This is a genomic window from Microbacterium sp. CR_7 (assembly GCF_041954755.1).
In the GTDB taxonomy this organism is placed as follows: Bacteria; Actinomycetota; Actinomycetes; order Actinomycetales; family Microbacteriaceae; genus Microbacterium.
This window is the reverse complement of record NZ_JAVAYF010000006.1, coordinates 134,007-152,414: the sequence shown is the minus strand read 5'-3', so window position 1 is coordinate 152,414 and position 18,408 is coordinate 134,007. Positions and strand designations below refer to the sequence as shown.

The window sequence follows — 18,408 nt, the reverse complement described above, 5'->3', positions numbered from 1 at the left end:
CGACGAAGGCCCTCCTCGGATCGAGGAGGGCCTTCGTGGTCTGCGGACGATGGATGCCGCTCAGCCGCTGAGCTGGATGGAGAGCTTGACGGTACCTCCGCGGGGGAGCTGCTTGTCCGCCCCCGGATCCTGCGCCGTGACCTTCGCCAGATCGGCGAAACCGGGCAAGTCACCCCAGGCGGCGTAGGTCGCGGTGAAACCCGCTCCCTCGATGATCCGCTTGGCCTCGACGAGCGTCTTGTTCGTGACGTTGGGCACGGGGAAGAGCTCCGGGCCCTTCGAGACGATGAGCTGCACGGTGTCTCCGGGGCGCCAGTTGCCCTCTTCCGCACGGTCGGACACCCCGATGACGAGGTCCTTCTCGAGCTTCTCGCTGAACGCGTAGACGATCTCCGGGGAGACCTGCAGCTGCTTGTCGGTGAGCGTCGTCGTGGCCTGATCGACCGACATCCCGCTGACGTCGGGGAACGGGCCGGCCGAGACGTAGAGCTCGACGGAGTCGTCTTCGAGCAGATCGCACCCGTCGCCGCAGCCGTACACCTCGCCGCCGTCGCGCGGGGTCACGAAGGCGTTGATGACCCGCCCGGCTTCGGCGTCGGAGAAGAGGAGCAAGGGCTGCTCCGCCACGTTGACCTTGATGTCGCCGAGGTAGTCCCGCGCCTCCTGCTCGGTCTTGCCGTTGAGGGCCTCTGCGGTGTGGCTGGCCGGGCCGATCGAGATGAACACCGTGACCTCGGTGCCCTTGTCGAGCCGCTCGCCCTCTTCGGGATCGGTGCGGATCGCCTGATCCCTCGCGACTTCGATCGAGTTCTCTTCACCGCGGACCGGGACGAAGCCCTCCTCGGTGAGAGCGGACGCCGCTTGGTCGTAGGTGAGTCCCGCCACATCGGGCACGGCCACGAGAGAGCCCGGGCCGGAGCCGAACCACCAGCCGACGCCGCCCGCGACGGTGGCGAGCAGCAGCACGAGGGTGAGGAGCAGGGCGCCGCGCGCACGGCGACGAGAGGAGCGCCGCCGCAGCAGGGTGGCGTTGTCGACGGCCTGAGGCGCCGGAGCCGTCGGGTCGGTGAGCACCATCGTGCTCGGCATGATCTTGGTGAGCTCGGCGGAATCCGCCTGCGAGCGCTGTGGAGCGGTCGCCGCAGCGACGGCGGGCGCGATGCCCAGGTCGCGCTCGATGTCGCGCAGGCGCTCGAGCATCTGCTGGGCGTCGTCCGGTCGCTCGTCCGGGGACTTCTCGGTCGCCCACAGCACGAGTTCGTCGAGCTGCTCGGGCACCGCCGGGTTGCGGACGCTCGGGCGGGGCACCGACTCCGTCGCGTGCTGGAACGCGATCTGCATGGGTTGCTCGCCCTTGTACGGCTGCTCGCCGACGAGCATCTCGTACAGCATGATCCCGAGGGCGTAGATGTCGCTGCGCGCGTCGGCCGTACCGCGAGTGACCAGCTCGGGCGCGAGGTACGCGATCGTGCCGAGCAGCTGCTGACCGGTCGCGGTGTTGGCGGTGGTGGCGCGGGCCAGACCGAAGTCGCCGATCTTGATGCGGCCGTCCTCCGCGAGGAGCACGTTCTCGGGCTTCACGTCGCGGTGGACGATGCCGGCGCGGTGCGCGGCCGACAGGCCCGCGAGCACGGCATCCATGATGGTGATCGTCTGCGGGACCGTGAGTCGCTTCTGCTCGCGGAGCAGCTCGCGCAGAGTGATGCCCGGCAGGTACTCCATGACCAGGTATGCCAGCTCGCCGTCCTGCCCCTGATCGAAGACGTTGACGACGTGCGGGTCGGCCAGACGGGCAGCCGACCGTGCCTCCTGGATGAACCGGCTCTGGAAGGACGAGTCGTCGCTGAGATGCGCGTGCATGACCTTGAGGGCGATGCGGCGCTCGAGACGCAGGTCTGTCGCGACGTACACGGTGGCCATGCCGCCGCGGGCGATCCGAGCGCGGACCCGGTACCGACCGTCGACAAGCCGCCCGATGAGGGGGTCGGCCTGCTGATTGGTCGTCACGTCAAGATTCTATTGAGGACTGCCTGAAAGCTCCGGGAACGGCTCGCCCTCTGCTCCTGCGCGTTTGCCTCGAACGGGCTCATCCGTACTGCACGAGCCACTGGTACGCCTGCGTCTCCCACAGTCCGTATCGCTCGGGATAGGCGGAGATCTGCACGGCCTGCGCGGCATCCGTGAAGCGCATCGACTCCCAGCCGGGGATGTCGAGCAGGCCGCGGGTGGCCTGGCCGTTGGGGTCGCCGGCGCCGCCGAAGAACACTCGCGTGCTGCGGTCGGCGTCGAGGATCTGCTCCGCAGAGCCCCACCCGGTGCTCGGGCGCTGCTGGAAGAGGCCGAGCGAGTCGCGGTCGCCCCAGGAGAGGTTGCGCATGCTCGACTCGACCATCGCGGTCGCGAGTCCGATCGCGATCGCGCGATCCGAGACGCCGAGCTGCCGGCCGATGCGGATGATCAGGGCCGCGTTGCCGGCCTGCTCCGCGTCGAGCGCCGCTGAGGACTGCGATGGCGCGGCAGGCGCCGGCGCTGCAGCGGGGGCGGCTGCGGGGGCCGCGGGCGCGCCGCCGACGGCGATGCTCTGCCCGGGATAGATGATCGAACCCGAGGACAGGCCGTTCAGGGCGAACAGCGCGGCCGTGGTCGTGCCGTACTTCTGGGCGATGCCGAACAACGTGTCCCCAGCGGCCACGACATGGGTCTGCGCCGCGGCCGGAGGCGGGGGAGTCAGGGGCGCTGCGGCGGCGGGAGCGGGAGCGGGGATGCTGGCGCCGGAGACCGCGAGACTCTGCCCGGGGTGGATGACCGAGGCGCGCGTGAGGCCGTTGGCCGCGAGCACGGCGTCGACCGTGGTGCCGTACTTCTGCGCGATGCCGAAGACCGTGTCACCGCTGACCACGACGTGCGAGGCGCCCGCGGGCGCGGTGGTGACCGAGACCGGAGCCGCGGGGGCTGCAGCGGTCGCGCCCGAAAGGGTCAGCGACTGGCCGGGATAGATGACCGAGCGCCAGGTGAGTCCGTTCCAGGCGAGGACGTCGACCGTGCGGAGGCCGTGCTGTCGAGCGATCGACGAGACGGTGTCTCCCGGCTGCACCACGTAGCTGGAGGGAGTCGTCGTTGCAGGGACGATCCGGCCGGGGCCCGCCTGCATCCGTTCGATCGAAGCGGTGTCGGCCTGGGCTGGAACGACCGCGAGGGGTCCGGTGAGGGATCCGATGACCGCGGCGGGTACTCCTATCTGCAGGTATCGGGCGCGACGGCGTGCGAGTGGCTGTCTCAAGGCTTCCCCCTTGTTCGGCGTCTGCCTACGCTGACACGGGTGTAGACAGAAGTCAACAAGAGTGACGCATGTGACAGATGTGATCAGGCACGTCCGCATGCGATCATCTCGCGGAGATGAGATAGTGAACAGCGTGTCTGAGCAGTCTGAGAACCACCTTCCCGAGAACGGCGCCACCCCGACCGAGTGGCTGACGATGCCCGACCTGGTCGAGGTGCTGGGTGAGCCGCTCGGCCGCGTCCGTCGCCTCATCGACGAGCACTACCTCATCGGGTCGCGTCGATCCGGCGTCTTCGCCGTGCCGTCGGTGTTCATCGTCGACGGCCACCCGCTCTCGTCCCTGCGCGGGACCGTCATCGCACTGCAGGACGCCGGTTTCACCGATGACGAGGTCGTCGACTGGCTGCTCGCCGACGAGGAGACGCTGGGCCGCTCGCCGATCGCCGCGCTGCTCGCCGGCCACAAGAGCGAGGTCCGTCGCATCGCGCGCACCCTCGCCTGATCGATCGGCGGTGTGAGGCCGCCGGCTCCGGGGGTCAGGCTGCGCGCACGGTCGCCGCGCGGGCGAGATCGCGCAGGTCTCCAACGGCTGCGTTGTCGAGGCGTGCGCCCGAGAGCGCGCGGTCGGCCTCTTTCGCGTAGTCGTCGATCATCGACTCCACGCGCTCGAGAGCACCCGACTCGGAGATGGTCGCCTGCAGGAAGCGGATCTGCTCGGGGGTGAGCTCGGGGTCGCCGAGCATCTCGTCGAACAGGTTGCGCGCCGAGATGTCGAGAGTCTGCCGCGTGAGCGCGACGAGGACCGTGCGCTTGCCCTCACGGAGATCGTCTCCGGCTGGCTTGCCGGTGACGGCCGCATCGCCGAACACCCCGAGCACGTCGTCGCGCAGCTGGAAGGCCATGCCCACGGGGTGCCCGAACCGACGCAGGGCGCGCAACTGCTCCACATCGGCCTCGGCGACCGCCGCGCCCAGCACGAGCGGCTGCTCGATGCTGTACCTCGCCGACTTCAGCGACACCACTCGCAGAGCGCGTTCGACGTGCGACTCGGTGGCGTTCACGCTCCAGGCGGACTCCTCGGCGATGTCGAGGAACTGACCGACCGTGACGTCCCGCCGCATGCGCGCATACTCTCGGCGGATGGTGCCCGCGTGGGGGAGGGAGTCGACGGCATCCTCGAACAGGTCGTCGCTCCAGGCGACGAGCAGGTCGCCGAGCAGGATCGCCGACGAGCGGCCGAACGCCGCGGCGTCGCCGGTCCATCCGGCCTCGCGGTGCGACGCCTCGAGCGCGCGATGCGCGGCCGGACGTCCGCGACGGGTGTCGGAGTTGTCGATGATGTCGTCGTGCACGAGCGCGGCGGATTGGAAGATCTCGAGCGCCGCGCAGACGTCCCAGAGCGGATCGTGCTCGACCGCCCCACGGTCGCGGTGGCGGGCCACCGACCGCCAGCCCGCATGGCAGAAGCGCGCGCGCAGCCGCTTCCCGCCGACGAGGGTGTCGGCACCGGACTCGACGAGGGCGGCGGCATCCGGTCCGTAGGCGATCGCCTCCGCACGCATCCTGTCGAGGAACGACTGCAGGCGGGCGGCCACCGCATCGGGCACGGGGGAAGGGGTCGGCACGACTCCCAGCATACGTAAAGCCAATGAGGGGCCCGCTCACTAGCCCGCGACCTCATACCGCGCGTAGAATGAGGAGACCATACCCGAGGGGGACGAAATGCCACTCTCCGAACAGGAGCAGCGTCTGCTCGACGAGATGGAGCGCCATCTCCTCCACAATGACGCCGATGTCGTGAGTGCGCCGTCAGGCGACCGAGCACTCAGCTATCGCAATCTCGTTTACGGGGCGCTTCTGCTGCTCGCCGGCGTCGGCGGGTTGATCGTGGGTGTCATCCTCGGCGACGTGTGGGGTGTCGTGGTGGGAGTCATCGGCTTCGCCGCCATGCTGGGCGGCGTGATGCTCGCCGTTACTCCCGTGCGACGGCCGACCTCGTCGACGCCGACCGAGCGCGCCCCCAAGAAGGCGCGCGGATCGGTCTCCTTCATGGACCGCATGAACGATCGCTGGGATCGCCGTCAAGACGGTCGCTGACCTCCACTTCTCCTCGAAGGCCCGGATGCTCTGAGCATCCGGGCCTTCGTCGTATCCGGATGCTGTCGTGGGAATTTCCTCCACTCGCCCTCCACCGTCCTCCACTCGGCGATTTCCGTGTGATTCCGCGACTCTCTCGCCGCGCCCTGAGGCTCGTGCGTGCCTTCGCGCCGTCTCCGGGCAATTCACCATAGGTTTGTGGAGGAAAGTGGAGTAAAGTGGGGTGCACCTCGAAGTTGGCCGGACGAAGAGGGGGTGATGGCCGATGCTGCTGGGTACGCACTCTCCGAAGCTGGACGACAAAGGGCGGGTCATCCTCCCTGCGAAGTTCCGCGAAGACCTCGGTGGCGGCATCGTCGTCACGCGGGGCCAGGAGCGCTGCCTCTACGTCTTCAGCACGGCCGAGTTCGAGGCGATGCACGAGCGGATCCGTCAGGCGCCGCTCGCCAACAAGCAGGCGCGCGACTTCATGCGCCTGTTCCTCTCCGGTGCCAGTGCGGAGATGCCCGACAGTCAGAACCGCATCACCATCCCCGCGCACCTCCGCCAGTACGCGGGCCTGCAGAAGGAGCTCATCGTCACCGGAGTCGGCGCCCATGCCGAGATCTGGGATGCAGAGAGCTGGAACGCCTACCTCGCCGCCGGCGAGGAGTCCTACGCCGACCTGGAGCAGGAGGTGATTCCGGGACTGTTCTGACCACGGCTGTGATGCCCCGCCGCTCCCGCCCCGACACACTTCCCCGGTGCCGGGTCGAGAAGCGGAGGGGGATCAGGGCCCTGGTCACCGAGACAGAGGTCACCCGAGAAAGATCATGAACCTCCGCGACATCCACACCCCGGTCCTGCTCGAGCGCTGCATCGAGCTGCTCGCCCCCGCCCTCCAGCGCGACGGGGCGATCCTCGTCGATGCCACTCTCGGCATGGGAGGGCACTCCGAGGCGCTCCTGGAGCGGTTCCCGAACATCCGACTGGTCGGGCTCGACCGTGACACCGACGCCCTGCGCATCGCGGGGGAGCGCCTCTCGCGCTTCCGCGATCGCATCACGCTCGTCCACACCGTGTACGACGAGATCGGACTGCACGCGCAAGGCGCGTCCGGCATCCTCTTCGACCTCGGCGTCTCATCCCTGCAGCTCGACGAGGCGGATCGCGGGTTCGCGTACTCGAAGGATGCCCCGCTCGACATGCGCATGGATCAGACCCAGGGCGTGACCGCCGCCGAGGTCATCGCCACGTACAGCGAGGGCAACCTGCGCCGGATCTTCGAGCGCTACGGCGAGGAGAAGCTCGCCGGCCGGTACGCCCGTTTCATCATCGAGGCGCGTCAGCAGAAGCCCATCACGCGATCGGGAGAGCTTGTCGACATCCTCGTCGCGGCGACTCCCGCCGCTGCCCAGCGCGCCGGGCACCCCGCGAAGCGCGTCTTCCAGGCCCTGCGGATCGAGGTCAACACCGAGCTCAGCGTGCTCGCAGACGCGATCCCCTCCGCCATGGACTCCCTCGCGCTCGGAGGTCGGATCGTCGTGATGTCGTACCAGTCGCTCGAGGACCGCCTCGTGAAGCAGGCGTTCGCGGCGGGCGCCGCGTCCACCGCGCCGAAGGGCCTCCCGGTCGAGCTGCCCGAACACGCACCGCGCTTCCGCATCATCACCCGCGGAGCGGAACTGGCCGATGACGACGAGCGGGCACGTAATCCCCGCGCGATCCCCGTGCGCCTCCGGGCCGCCGAGAAGGTGCGTGACGCATGAGTCTCCCCGCAGCAGCGCGAGCCCCCAGGACCGTCGAGAGGGAGGCGCCGAGCCGCGCGCCTCGTCGACGGCTGCAGCCGGTCACGGGCACGCCGACGCGCCGCAAGCCCAAGCTGGCGTACGCACTGGTGGCTCTCGCCGGTGCCATGGCGATCGGCGCGGCCCAGATCGGACTGTCGCTCGCCATCACGCAGGACTCGTTCCTGCTCGCCAGCCTCACCTCGCAGCAGCACGACCTCGACCTCCGCACCGACGCGCTGCAGGAGGACCTCACGGGTCTCAGCTCTCCGCAGGCGTTGGCGACGGGCGCGGCATCGCTCGGGATGGTCGTCGCGGGCACCCCCTCCTACCTCCGTCTCAGCGACGGCGCCATCTTCGGCCAGGGGACGGGCGCAGGCGGCACGTCGACGATCGATCCGAACGGTGCAGGAGCGGTCGGGAACGCGCTGCTCCAGGCCCCGGTCACCGCGACGGCGACGGATGATGCCGCCGACGCCGCGAGCGGCCAGACGCAGCAGGAATTGCCACCGGCGATCACCGACGGCCTTCCCAGCCCCACGACGCGCTGAACCGACCACCACGATCCGACGGAGAGAGTCCATGACGACACGAGCCACCCGGACGCCGCGGCGACGCACGGTCGTCGCACTGGCCGTGATCCTCTCGATCCTCGCCGCGTTCATCGTGCGCCTCATCGACATCCAGATCGTCCGCGCCGACGAGCACGTGTCGCAGTCGCTCGAGTTCATCTCCCACGGCACCACGATCTACGGCGACCGCGGATCGATCGTGGACTCGGACGGCAACGTACTCGCCGAGAGCGTGGCCGTGTACGACGCCAACGTCGACCCGAAGGTCATGAACCTGCTCGAGACGGACGAGAAGAACCCACCGAAGATCCCGTGGGCGGAAGCCGCACAGCGGATCGCCGAGATCACGGGCGTGGACGCCGAGACGCTCCGGACGGGAGTCGAGGCACAGCATGCCGCGGACCCCGAGTCGCAGTGGTACCAGGTGAAGACGGGCCTCAACGCCGAACAGTACATCCAGTTGAAGGAGCTCAAGGCCGACGGTGTGAAGTACCTGCACTTCGAGGAGCGCGAGACGCGGGTGTACCCGAACGGCGCGGTCGCCGGCAACGTCGTCGGTTTCCTCGACGGCACCGGCGCGGCGCAGGCAGGCGTCGAGAAGATGGATGACAGGTGCCTCGCGCCGACGAACGGCGAGGAGAGCTACCGCACCGGCAAGGACGGGGTCATCATCCCGGGCAGCGAGAGCCGGACGGATGCCGTGGACGGGGGAACCGTACAGCTGACGATCAACAGCGACCTGCAGTGGTACATGCAGCAGATGATCGCGGAGGAGGCGCAGGCGCAGGGCGCCAAGGGCGGCACGGTGACGGTGGTCGAGGTGGCGACGGGCAAGATCCGCGCCGCCGCTGAGTGGCCGACCATGGACCCCAACGACCTCAACGCCTCGAGCTCGGACACCTGGGGCAGCAAGCTCTTCACCTACCCGTTCGAGCCGGGGTCGACCTTCAAGGCGGTGACCGCGGCAGCCGTCATGGAGAACGGGGGCGTCACGATGACGAGCCCGACGGTCTCGGCATCCTCGAAGGAGAAGTTCCCGAACGGCGCCGTGATCAACGACGCGTTCGTGCATCCGACGTTCCAGTACACCCTCGCCGGCGCGCTCATCGACTCGTCGAACGTGGCGCTGTCGAAGTTCGGCACCATGGTGAGCCCCGATGTGCGCCACGACTATCTGCAGCGCTTCGGCGTCGGCGAGACGACCGTCGGCTTCCCCGACGAGTCGTCCGGCCTCCTGCACCCCACCGACCAGTGGGACAACCAGTCGCTCTACACCACGACCTTCGGGCAGTACTTCACGGTGACCGCTCCGCAGCTCGCAGGCGCGTACCAGGCGATCGCGAACGGCGGCGAGAAGATCGGCCTCTCGCTGGTCGAGTCGTGCACCGCACCGGACGGCACGACCGTCACACCCGACGCCCCGAGCCGTGAGCAGATCATCCAGCCGCAGACGGCGGCCGATCTCACCCGGATGCTCGAGAACGTCGCGGTGCAGGGCGGGAACGCGGAGCGCATCCAGGTCCCCGGGTACCGCGTGACCAGCAAGACCGGTACCGCGCAGATCCCCGACGGCAACGGCGGTTACAAGCAGGGCGTGTACTACACGAGCATGGTGGGCTTCGCGCCCGTCGACGATCCGCAGTACGTCGTCGTGGTGACTCTCGACGAGCCGACTAGAGTTACATCATCCGCGGCGACCGCGTCGGCCTTCCAGAAGGCGATGACGCAGACCATGAAGACGTACCGCGTGATGCCGTCCTCCACCCCGATGGACGCACTGCTTCCGAAATTCGAATGATCGGCGCGCCCGCGCCTGGAGATGTCATGATCGCCCTGTCGCTTGCCGAGATCGCCGCCGTCCTGGGGGGTGATCTGCGGCTCGCCGGAGAAGCCACGGCCGAGACCGTGGTGGACGGCGTCGTCGACACCGACTCGCGGAACATGGGCCCCGGCTCGATCTTCGTCGCGAAGCCCGGCGCAGCGACCGACGGCCACAATTTCGTGGGTTCGGCTGCCGCGTCAGGCGCCGCGCTCGCGATCGTCGAGCGCCCTGTCGACGAGGAGATCACGCAGATCGTCGTCCCGGACGCGGTGCGCGCGCTGGCCGACCTCGCGCGAGAGGTCGTCGCACGGGTCCGCGCGGCCGGCTCGCTCAAGATCATCGGCATCACCGGCTCGAACGGCAAGACCACGACCAAGAACTTCCTGGCGCGGATCCTGTCGGAGGAAGGGGCCACGGTGGCCCCCATCGCCTCGTACAACAACGAGGTCGGCGCCCCCGTCACGATGCTGCGCGTCACGCACGGCACCCGCTTCCTCGTCAGCGAGTTCGGAGCCGACGCGCCCGGCAGCATCGCCCGCCTGGCCGGCCTCGTCGAGCCCGACGTGGTGGTCGTGCTCATGGTCGGCATGGCCCACGCCGGCGGCTTCGGGGGTATCGAGGCGACCGCGAAGGCGAAGTCCGAGCTCGTGGCGGCCGCCACCCCCACCGGCACGGCCGTGCTGAACATCGACGATCCGCGTGTCGCCGCGATGCGCGAGCTCGCCGAGTCGCGGGGCATGAACGTCGTCGGGTTCGGCCAGGGCGCCGCGGCGCAGGTGCGGGCGGAGGGGCTCGAGGTCACGGCATCCGGCACCTCCTGCGTGATCGAGGCAGCCGGCGCGCGTGTGCCGCTGCGCCTCCGCGTCCTCGGAGCGCATCACATCAACAACGCCCTCGCAGCCATCGCCGCCGCCGGGGTGCTCGGCGTCTCGACGGCGGATGCCGTCGAGCGACTCGAGACCGTGGAGATCGCGGAGCGCTGGCGCATGCAGCCACTCGGCAACGACCGTGTCCGCATCATCAACGACGCCTACAACGCGAGCCCGGACTCCATGGCGGCCGCACTGCGCACGCTCGCGCAGATCACCGGCCCCGGAGAGCGCACGGTGGCCGTCCTCGGCGCCATGAGCGAGCTGGGTGAGACCGCGGGGGAGGAGCACGACCGCATCGGCCTGCTCGCCGTGCGTCTCAACATCCAGCGCATCGTGGTCGTCGGACCCGAGGCGCGCCGCCTCTACATCTCCGCGATCGGCGAAGGGTCGTGGGACAGCGAGGCCGTCTTCTTCCCCGACCAGGACGCGGCTTTCGAGTACCTGCGCGAGGAGCTCCGCGACGGCGATCGTGTGCTCGTCAAGTCCTCCAACTCGGTCGGGCTCCGGCATCTCGGTGATCGTCTGGGAGAATTGTTCTCGTGAGGTCACTCATCATGGCGGCGGCCATCTCGCTCGCCTTCACACTCTTCCTGACTCCCGTCTTCCTCCGGCTCTTCCGCAAGTGGGGATGGGGTCAGGTCATCCGCACTCCCGAGGCGCTCGAGAATCCGAGCCATGAGGCGAAGCGCGGCACCCCGACCATGGGCGGTGTCATCTTCATCGCCGGCACGATGGTGGGGTACTTCACCGGCGTCCTCGTCGGCGGAGGAACACCGGCGCTGTCGGCGATCCTCGTGATCTGGCTCATGGTGGGCTTCGGAGCCGTCGGCTTCATCGACGACTACATGAAGGTGCGCAGCCAGCGGAGCCTCGGCCTCTCCGGATGGCGCAAGATCATCGGGCAGCTGATCGTGATGATCCCGTTCGGCATCGTCGCGCTGAACTTCCCGAACAAGTTCGACCAGACGCCCGCGTCGGGATCGATCTCCCTGTTCCGCGACATCCCGTGGCTCAACCTGTTCGCGTTCACGGTCGTCGTCGGCTGGGTGCTGTACCTGCTGTGGATCTCGGTGATCGGCGTCGCGACCTCGAACAGCGTGAACCTCACCGACGGACTCGACGGTCTCGCCGCCGGCGCCGGTGTGATCGTCGTGGGCGCGTACAGCCTCATCGCCTTCTGGCAGTTCAAGCAGTCGTGCGTCGGCGAAGGGGTCGAGAAGGCAGCGATCGGCGGATGCTACGAGGTGCGCGACCCGTTCAGCCTCGCCATCGTCGCTGCGTCCTTCGCGGCGAGCCTCATCGGCTTCCTGTGGTGGAACGCCCCGAAGGCCAAGGTGTTCATGGGCGACGTGGGCTCGATGGCCATCGGCGGCGTCATCACCGCCATGGCGATCCTCACGCGCACCGAGCTGCTGCTGCTCGTGATCGCAGGCGTGTTCGTGCTCGCTTCGGGCTCCGTCATCCTGCAGCGCGCGTACTTCAAGATCACCCGCGGCAAGCGGCTGTTCCTTATGAGCCCGTTCCACCACCACCTCGAGATGCGCGGCTGGTCGGAGGTCACCATCGTCGTGCGGATGTGGATCATCGCCGGGCTCCTCGCCGTCTCGGCGGTCGGCCTCTTCTACGTGGAATGGCTGACCCGTGTCGGTTGATTCCCGGCTCGCATCGCTCACCAGCTGGAACGCCGACTGGGCGGGTCTTCGCGTCGCGGTGCTCGGCCTCTCGATGACGGGTTTCTCGGTCGCCGACACTCTCACGGAGCTCGGCGCCGAGGTGCTCGTGCTCAGCGAGTCGGCCGACGAGGAGTACGCGAAGCTCGTCCCGGTCATCGGGGCGCGCCTCGAGCTCGGCTCACTGAGCGACGTGCCGCAGACCCTCGTCGACTTCGACGCGCAGGTCGTGATCGCATCCCCGGGGTTCGCGCCCGCGCACCCCGTCATCCGCTGGGTGCGGGAATCGGGCATCGCGTTGTGGGGCGACGTCGAACTCGCCTGGCGGGTGCGGGACAAGGTCGTGCGCGCCGACGGGACCCCGGCCGACTGGGTGCTCATCACGGGGACGAACGGCAAGACCACCACGACCCAGCTCACGGCGAGCCTGCTCGTCGAGGGCGGACTGCGCGCGGCTCCGTGCGGGAACATCGGGGTGCCGGTGCTGGATGCCGTGCGCGACCCCTCCGGCTTCGACGTTCTGGTCGTCGAGCTCTCCAGTCATCAGCTCTGGTACCTCGGCCTCGCGGAGCCGGAGGGCGAGCTGTACCCCCATTCGTCCGTCTGCCTGAACCTGGCCGACGACCACCTCGTCTGGCACGGCAGCGCCCGCGCCTACCGCGACGCGAAGGCGCTCGTCTACCGCAACACCCGCGTGGCCTGCGTGTACAACAAGGCCGATGAGGCGACCCGCCTGATGGTGGAGGACGTCGAGGTGGTCGAGGGGGCGCGCGCGATCGGGTTCGACCTCGGCATCCCCGGACCCAGCGATCTGGGGGTCGTCGAGGGACTCCTCGTCGATCGCGCGTTCCTCGACGATCGCGCACGCAGCGCACTCGAGCTCACGACCGTCGCGGATCTCGAGACCGCCGGGCTCAGCGCTCCGCACATCGTGCAGAACATCCTCGCGGCGAGTGCGCTCGCACGGTCGCTGGATGTCGCCCCCGAGGCGATTCACGACGCGCTGCAGAGCTTCCGTCTCGACGCTCACCGCATCCAGGTCATCGCCCGCCACGCCGGCATCACCTGGGTCGACGATTCCAAGGCGACCAACCCGCACGCCGCGGCGTCGTCGCTGCGCGCGTACCCCGGCGCGGTGTGGGTCGTCGGGGGAGACCTGAAGGGCGTCGACATCGCCGGCCTCGTCGCCTCCGCAGGCGCGACGGCCCGCGCAGCGGTCGTGATCGGCGTCGAGCGATCCGAGGTCGTGACGGCATTCGAGCGACACGCGCCGACGGTGCCCGTGTTCGAGGTCGATGCTGGCGAGACTGGTCAGGTCATGAACCGCGTCGTGGAGATCGCTGCGGGGATCGTCGACGGCGAGGGCACGGTGCTGCTGGCTCCCGCCGCGGCATCCTTCGATCAGTTCACGAGCTACGCGGATCGCGGCCGCCGCTTCGCCGAAGCGGTGCAGGACTGGATAGACCGGGGGAGCGCCGATGACACAGGTCGCACGCCCCCCGCGCTCTGAGTCCGGGTCTTCGGGCGGCCTCGCCGCACGTGTCTCGCTCGGACGCCGCTTCACGCCGCTCTCGACCGAGTTCCTCATGATCGCCTCCGCGGCGCTGCTGCTGACGATCTTCGGGCTCGTCATGGTGCTGTCCGCGACCAGCGCCACCGCCGTCTCCCGGGGCGAGAACCCGATGGACGGCGCTCTGCGCCAGGGCGTGTTCGCCGTGCTCGGCGTTCCGTTGATGTTCCTCATCTCGAGGATGCCGGTCCGCTTCCTCAAGCGCATGGCCTGGCCGGCGCTGTTCGGCGCTATCGCGCTGCAGCTGCTCGTCTTCACCCCCCTCGGCATCGAGGACGGCGGAAACCGGAACTGGATCAAGATCGCCGGCTTCACCCTGCAGCCGTCCGAGTTCCTCAAGCTCGCGCTCGCGCTGTGGATCGGCTACGTGCTCATGCGCAAGCAGACGATGCTCGGCACGTGGCACCAGGTCTTCATCCCCGTCGTTCCCGTCGGCGCGCTCGCGATCGGCACCGTCCTCGCAGGCAAGGACCTCGGTACCGCCATGGTGCTCGTGCTCGTCCTCCTGGGCTGCCTCTTCTTCTCGGGGGTGAAGCTGCGGCTCTTCATCCTCCCGGTGCTGCTCGGCATCGCCTCGGTGATCGCCCTGGCCGTCACCAGCCCCGATCGGATGCGGCGCATCACAGCGACGTGCTCGGACATGTCCGCCTACACCGGCGACTGCTACCAGTCGATCCACGGCATCTGGGGCATGGCCTCGGGCGGAGTGTTCGGCGTCGGCCTGGGCAACTCGCAGGAGAAGTACGGCTGGCTCCCCGCCGCGGGCAACGACTTCATCTTCGCGATCGTGGGGGAGGAGCTCGGCCTCATCGGCTGCGTTGTCGTGCTCGCGCTGTTCACGCTCTTCACGGTCGGTGCCTTCCACATCATCCGCAAGACTTCCGACCCGTTCATCCGCGTCGCCGCCGGCGGTGTCACGGTCTGGATCACGGGACAGGCCGTGCTGAACATCGGCGTCGTCATCGGCGTGTTCCCGGTCATGGGCGTGCCATTGCCCTTCATGTCGCAGGGAGGGACGGCGCTGCTCGCCGTGCTCATCGCCTGCGGCGTGCTCCTCGCCTTCGCCAGGACGATCCCGGCCGCAGAGGCACGCGCGACTGAGCGGGCAGCCTCGCCGGGACGGGCGCGCTCTGCTGGACGGGGCCCCTCGGCCGCGCGGGGTAGGGTCTCACGGTGACCACCTACCTTCTCGCCGGCGGGGGAACCGCCGGTCACGTCAACCCCCTGCTCGCCGTCGCCGACGGACTGCGTTCGCGCGACGCGGAGGCATCGGTGCTGGTGCTCGGCACGGCGGAGGGACTGGAGTCCCGGCTGGTGCCCGCACGAGGCTACGAGCTGCTCGTGGTCGACAAGGTGCCGTTCCCGCGGCGTCCCGACGCGCAGGCGGCGCGGTTCCCGCTGCGGTTCCGTCGGGCGGTCGCCCAGGTGCGCGACCACATCCGCGCGCACGGCGTCGACGTCGTCGTCGGATTCGGCGGCTACGCTTCCGCTCCGGCCTATGTCGCCGCGCGCCGCGAGCGGATTCCGTTCGTCGTGCACGAGGCCAACGCGCGACCCGGTCTCGCGAACGTGCTCGGCGCTCGTCGTGCCGCCGCAACGGGCGTCGCCTTCGCCGGCACCCCGCTGCGCGGGGGCGAGGTCGTCGGCATGCCGCTGCGCAGAGAGGTCATCGAGCTCGATCGTGCCGCGGTGCGCGACGAGGCAGCCGCTCACTTCGGCCTCGACGCAGCGCGCCCCGTGCTGCTCGTCTTCGGCGGATCGCTCGGCGCCCAGCGTCTCAACGACGCTCTGGCCGATTCGTGGGGCGATGTGCTCGCGGCGGGATGGCAGCTGCTGCACGTGACGGGAGAGCGCAGCGACTTGGCCGATCCCGGCGTCCCGGGGTATGCGCTCGTGCGGTACGTCGACCGCATGGACCTCGCGTTCGCCCTGGCTGATCTCATCGTGTCGCGCTCCGGCGCCGCCACGGTCAGCGAGATCAGCGCCCTCGGCATCCCCGCTCTGTACGTGCCGTACTCGGTCGGCAACGGCGAGCAGCGTCTCAACGCCGCGACCGCGGTCGCCGCCGGTGCGGCGAAGCTCCTCGACGACGCCACCTTCGACGGTGACGCCGTGCGACGGATCGTCCTCCCGCTCCTGGGCGATCCCGACCGCCTCGCCGCCATGTCGGCGGCGGCGTCGACGGTCGGGACCCGGAGCGGCACGGAGAACCTCATCGCGCTCGTCGACCGCGCTCTCGCCTCCGTGTGACCGGCGCTGCCCTGCGCCGCTCCGTCCGACCCGAAAAGTAGACTGAACCCGACATGATCAGACCTGACCTCTCCCTCCCGATCCCCGAGTCGATCTCCTCCGCGCACTTCATCGGCATCGGCGGATCCGGCATGAGCGGCCTCGCGCGCATGTTCCTCGACGCGGGCATCCGCGTGTCCGGCAGTGACCGCGCCGACAGCGACAACCTGCGCGCCCTGGCCGCTGCGGGGGCGACCGTCCACGTGGGGCACGACGCCGCACATCTCGGCGATGCCGACACGGTCGTGCACACCGGAGCGATCTGGCCGGAGAACCCCGAGTTCGTCATCGCGAAGGAGCGGGGCCTGCACGTGATCCACCGCTCGCAGGCGTTGCACTGGCTGATCGGCTCCCGCCGTCTCGTGTCGGTCGCCGGCGCCCACGGCAAGACGACGTCGACCGGCATGATCGTGACGGCGCTGCAGGCGCTCGGCGCCGATCCGAACTTCGTGAACGGCGGCGTGATCGAGCAGCTCGGCGTGTCGAGCGCATCCGGCTCCGGCGAGCTGTTCGTGATCGAGGCCGACGAGTCCGACGGGACCTTCCTCCTCTACGACACCGCGGTCGCCCTCATCACGAACGTCGACCCCGACCACCTCGACCACTACGGATCCGACGAGGCGTTCCACGACGCGTTCGTGCGTTTCGCGGACGCGGCGACCGAGGCCGTCGTCATCTCGAGCGACGACGCGGGCGCGCTTCGCGTCGGCGCGGGTCTCTCGCACCCGAACGTCATGACCTTCGGCCAGGCAGAGGGGTCCGATCTCCGCATCACCGACATCGTCGCCGCGGGCCCCGTGGCCGCGACCCTCACGCACGGCGACGCGAGCGTCCGCCTGCAGCTGGCCGTACCGGGCGTGCACAACGCCGTCAACGCGGCGGGTGCCGTCGCCGTCCTGCGCGCCCTGGGATTCGGTCTCGAGGAGTCAGCGCGAGCCGTCGAGGGGTTCGCCGGCACCGTCCGGCGCCTCGAGAAGCACGGCGTCGAGCGAGGAGTCGCGGTCTTCGACGACTACTCGCACCACCCCACCGAGGTGCGGGCGGCTCTGGAGGCGATGAGGTCGATCTCGGGTGAAGGCCGCATCATCGCGATCCAGCAGCCGCACACCTACTCGCGCACGCAGCACATGTTCCGCGAGTTCGCCGACGTGCTCGAGACGTACGCCGACCACACCGTCATGCTCGACGTGTACGGCGCGCGGGAGGACCCGGTCCCCGGGGTCACCGGCGAGCTGGTCAGCGGTGCGTTCCGCGACCCCTCCCACGTGCACTATGTCGCCGACTGGCAGCAGGCGGCCGACTACACGGCATCCGTCGCCCGTGAGGGCGACTACGTGATCACGCTGGGGTGCGGCAACGTCTACCAGATCATCCCGCAGGTGCTCGAGTCGCTGCGGACCATCGAGGCGTAGCGCATGCGCCGCCCGCCCCCGCTCCCGACGCCTGCCGGCGAGTCCGCGGAGAACGCGGCCGCGCGCCGACGGCCCGACACCGCGGTCGGACGGGGCACTGCCGGACGAGGCGGAGCGGCACCGGGGACGATCTCGGAGTTCCCCCCGACGGAGGCCGTCGATGACGACCGTGAGATGTCTGCGCGCGACGTCTGGCGTGCCGCGCGAGCGCGACGGAAGGCGCTTCGTGCGGAGATCCGGCGATTCACCCAGCGGTCGCGTCGCCGCAGGATCGTCTGGCTGACCGCGATCGGGGCCGCTGTCGTGCTCGTGGGCGGGAGCGTCGCGGCCGCCTACAGCCCGTTGTTCGCGGTGGAGAAGATCACCGTGGTCGGCGCGACGACGCTCGACCCTGCCACCCTCGAGGCCGCGCTCGCGGATCAGCTGGGCACCCCGCTGGCGCTCGTGGATTCGAGCGAGGTCAAAGCATCGCTGCTCGCGTTCCCCCTCATCGAGACCTACGCTCTCGAGGCGAAACCGCCGCACGACCTCACGGTGCGCATCGTCGAGCGCACTCCCGTCGGAGTCATCCGCTCCGAGGCGGGGTACACGCTGGTGGATGCCGCGGGCGTCGCGCTGTCGACGACCTCCGACCAGCCGGCGGGTCAGCCGATCCTCAACATCACGGGCGGCACCGACTCCGCGGCGTTCGAGTCGGCGGGGCTCGTCGTGCGCTCCGTTCCCGCGGATCTGCGCGCGGCGCTCACCAACGTCACGGCGACGACGCCCGACGACGTCACGCTGACGCTCAGCACGGGACTGACGATCGTGTGGGGCAACTCAGAGAACTCGCCGACGAAGAGCGAGGTCCTCGCGAAGACGCTGCGCTCCGTGCCAGGGGCGTCGTCGATCGACGTGACCTCGCCGCACGCGGTCGTCGTCGGCTGAGTTCGCTCGGCAAACACACGACACGCCCGTGTCGTTGCGCGCACGCACCCATGCGGCGCTTACCTTCGAACAAGAGAAACCATTGCCGGGAAATACTTTACACCTCTAGTTGAGGTTTAAGGTTCAACCCG

The 18,408-nt window shown here is 69.4% G+C and carries 16 protein-coding genes; 13 read left to right on the top strand and 3 right to left on the bottom strand.

Features of this window, described 5'->3' with window-relative positions:
* Nucleotides 1-60: 60 nt before the first annotated feature.
* Together pknB and RAC81_RS14550 are read right to left on the bottom strand one after the other, a co-directional pair.
* A complete protein-coding gene (pknB, locus tag RAC81_RS14555; RefSeq protein ID WP_375083023.1) occupies nt 61-2,007 on the bottom strand; it encodes a Stk1 family PASTA domain-containing Ser/Thr kinase in 1,947 nt (648 codons plus the stop codon).
* 79 nt (nt 2,008-2,086) lie between these two features.
* Nucleotides 2,087-3,280, bottom strand: coding sequence for a LysM peptidoglycan-binding domain-containing protein (locus RAC81_RS14550; protein ID WP_375083022.1), 1,194 nt, complete (start codon nt 3,278-3,280; stop codon nt 2,087-2,089).
* A 133-nt stretch (nt 3,281-3,413) separates the two neighbouring features.
* On the opposite strand from RAC81_RS14550, the gene RAC81_RS14545 reads away from it, so the two are divergent.
* Nucleotides 3,414-3,782, top strand: a complete 369-nt coding sequence (locus tag RAC81_RS14545) for an Rv2175c family DNA-binding protein (RefSeq protein WP_341934058.1) — start codon at nt 3,414-3,416, stop codon at nt 3,780-3,782.
* Between the two features lie 34 nt (nt 3,783-3,816).
* On the opposite strand, the gene RAC81_RS14540 is transcribed toward RAC81_RS14545, so the two are convergent.
* The gene (locus RAC81_RS14540; RefSeq protein WP_375083021.1) at nt 3,817-4,905 is read right to left on the bottom strand and encodes a polyprenyl synthetase family protein; all 1,089 of its coding nucleotides are present in this window, start codon (nt 4,903-4,905) and stop codon (nt 3,817-3,819) included.
* Nucleotides 4,906-5,002: 97 nt separating this feature from the next.
* Here RAC81_RS14540 and RAC81_RS14535 point away from each other — a divergent pair, with 97 nt between their 5' ends.
* From RAC81_RS14535 to RAC81_RS14480, 12 genes are all read left to right on the top strand, one after another.
* Nucleotides 5,003-5,377 (top strand): DUF3040 domain-containing protein, encoded by a 375-nt coding sequence (locus tag RAC81_RS14535; protein ID WP_375083020.1) that lies wholly within the window; start codon nt 5,003-5,005, stop codon nt 5,375-5,377.
* A 265-nt stretch (nt 5,378-5,642) separates the two neighbouring features.
* Nucleotides 5,643-6,074 carry a division/cell wall cluster transcriptional repressor MraZ gene (gene mraZ / locus RAC81_RS14530; RefSeq protein WP_067120554.1) on the top strand — a complete coding sequence of 144 codons (432 nt, stop codon included), beginning with the start codon at nt 5,643-5,645 and terminating at the stop codon, nt 6,072-6,074.
* Nucleotides 6,075-6,189: 115 nt separating this feature from the next.
* Nucleotides 6,190-7,125, top strand: a complete 936-nt coding sequence (rsmH, locus tag RAC81_RS14525; protein WP_375083019.1) for a 16S rRNA (cytosine(1402)-N(4))-methyltransferase RsmH — start codon at nt 6,190-6,192, stop codon at nt 7,123-7,125.
* On the top strand, nt 7,122-7,694 hold the full coding sequence (locus RAC81_RS14520; RefSeq protein ID WP_375083018.1) for a hypothetical protein: 573 nt from the start codon (nt 7,122-7,124) through the stop codon (nt 7,692-7,694). The genes rsmH and RAC81_RS14520 overlap by 4 nt, the downstream gene beginning before the upstream one ends.
* Before the next feature lie 31 nt (nt 7,695-7,725).
* On the top strand, nt 7,726-9,513 hold the full coding sequence (locus RAC81_RS14515) for a peptidoglycan D,D-transpeptidase FtsI family protein (RefSeq protein ID WP_375083017.1): 1,788 nt from the start codon (nt 7,726-7,728) through the stop codon (nt 9,511-9,513).
* A gap of 26 nt (nt 9,514-9,539) precedes the next feature.
* Nucleotides 9,540-10,952: a UDP-N-acetylmuramoyl-tripeptide--D-alanyl-D-alanine ligase gene (murF, locus tag RAC81_RS14510; RefSeq protein ID WP_375083016.1), complete on the top strand. Its 1,413-nt coding sequence runs from the start codon at nt 9,540-9,542 to the stop codon at nt 10,950-10,952.
* On the top strand, nt 10,949-12,061 hold the full coding sequence (mraY, locus tag RAC81_RS14505; RefSeq protein WP_096715675.1) for a phospho-N-acetylmuramoyl-pentapeptide-transferase: 1,113 nt from the start codon (nt 10,949-10,951) through the stop codon (nt 12,059-12,061). The genes murF and mraY overlap by 4 nt, the downstream gene beginning before the upstream one ends.
* Nucleotides 12,051-13,589, top strand: coding sequence for a UDP-N-acetylmuramoyl-L-alanine--D-glutamate ligase (murD, locus tag RAC81_RS14500; protein ID WP_375083015.1), 1,539 nt, complete (start codon nt 12,051-12,053; stop codon nt 13,587-13,589). Before mraY ends, murD begins: the two co-directional genes overlap by 11 nt.
* Nucleotides 13,558-14,826 (top strand): putative lipid II flippase FtsW, encoded by a 1,269-nt coding sequence (gene ftsW / locus RAC81_RS14495; RefSeq protein ID WP_375083014.1) that lies wholly within the window; start codon nt 13,558-13,560, stop codon nt 14,824-14,826. The genes murD and ftsW overlap by 32 nt, the downstream gene beginning before the upstream one ends.
* A complete protein-coding gene (locus RAC81_RS14490; protein WP_375083013.1) occupies nt 14,823-15,899 on the top strand; it encodes a glycosyltransferase in 1,077 nt (358 codons plus the stop codon). The genes ftsW and RAC81_RS14490 overlap by 4 nt, the downstream gene beginning before the upstream one ends.
* 53 nt (nt 15,900-15,952) lie before the next feature.
* Nucleotides 15,953-17,350, top strand: a complete 1,398-nt coding sequence (gene murC / locus RAC81_RS14485; protein ID WP_375083012.1) for a UDP-N-acetylmuramate--L-alanine ligase — start codon at nt 15,953-15,955, stop codon at nt 17,348-17,350.
* Nucleotides 17,351-17,353: 3 nt separating this feature from the next.
* Complete coding sequence (locus tag RAC81_RS14480) at nt 17,354-18,277, top strand: FtsQ-type POTRA domain-containing protein (protein ID WP_375083011.1); 924 nt, start codon at nt 17,354-17,356, stop codon at nt 18,275-18,277.
* Nucleotides 18,278-18,408: the final 131 nt, after the last annotated feature.

Coding starts and splice junctions, on each gene's coding strand:
- RAC81_RS14535 (WP_375083020.1), top strand. CDS start 5,003: ATGCCACTCTCCGAACAGGAGCAGCGTCTGCTCGACGAGATGGAGCGC.
- mraZ (WP_067120554.1), top strand. CDS start 5,643: ATGCTGCTGGGTACGCACTCTCCGAAGCTGGACGACAAAGGGCGGGTC.
- rsmH (WP_375083019.1), top strand. CDS start 6,190: ATGAACCTCCGCGACATCCACACCCCGGTCCTGCTCGAGCGCTGCATC.
- RAC81_RS14520 (WP_375083018.1), top strand. CDS start 7,122: ATGAGTCTCCCCGCAGCAGCGCGAGCCCCCAGGACCGTCGAGAGGGAG.
- RAC81_RS14515 (WP_375083017.1), top strand. CDS start 7,726: ATGACGACACGAGCCACCCGGACGCCGCGGCGACGCACGGTCGTCGCA.
- murF (WP_375083016.1), top strand. CDS start 9,540: ATGATCGCCCTGTCGCTTGCCGAGATCGCCGCCGTCCTGGGGGGTGAT.
- ftsW (WP_375083014.1), top strand. CDS start 13,558: ATGACACAGGTCGCACGCCCCCCGCGCTCTGAGTCCGGGTCTTCGGGC.
- murC (WP_375083012.1), top strand. CDS start 15,953: ATGATCAGACCTGACCTCTCCCTCCCGATCCCCGAGTCGATCTCCTCC.
- RAC81_RS14480 (WP_375083011.1), top strand. CDS start 17,354: ATGCGCCGCCCGCCCCCGCTCCCGACGCCTGCCGGCGAGTCCGCGGAG.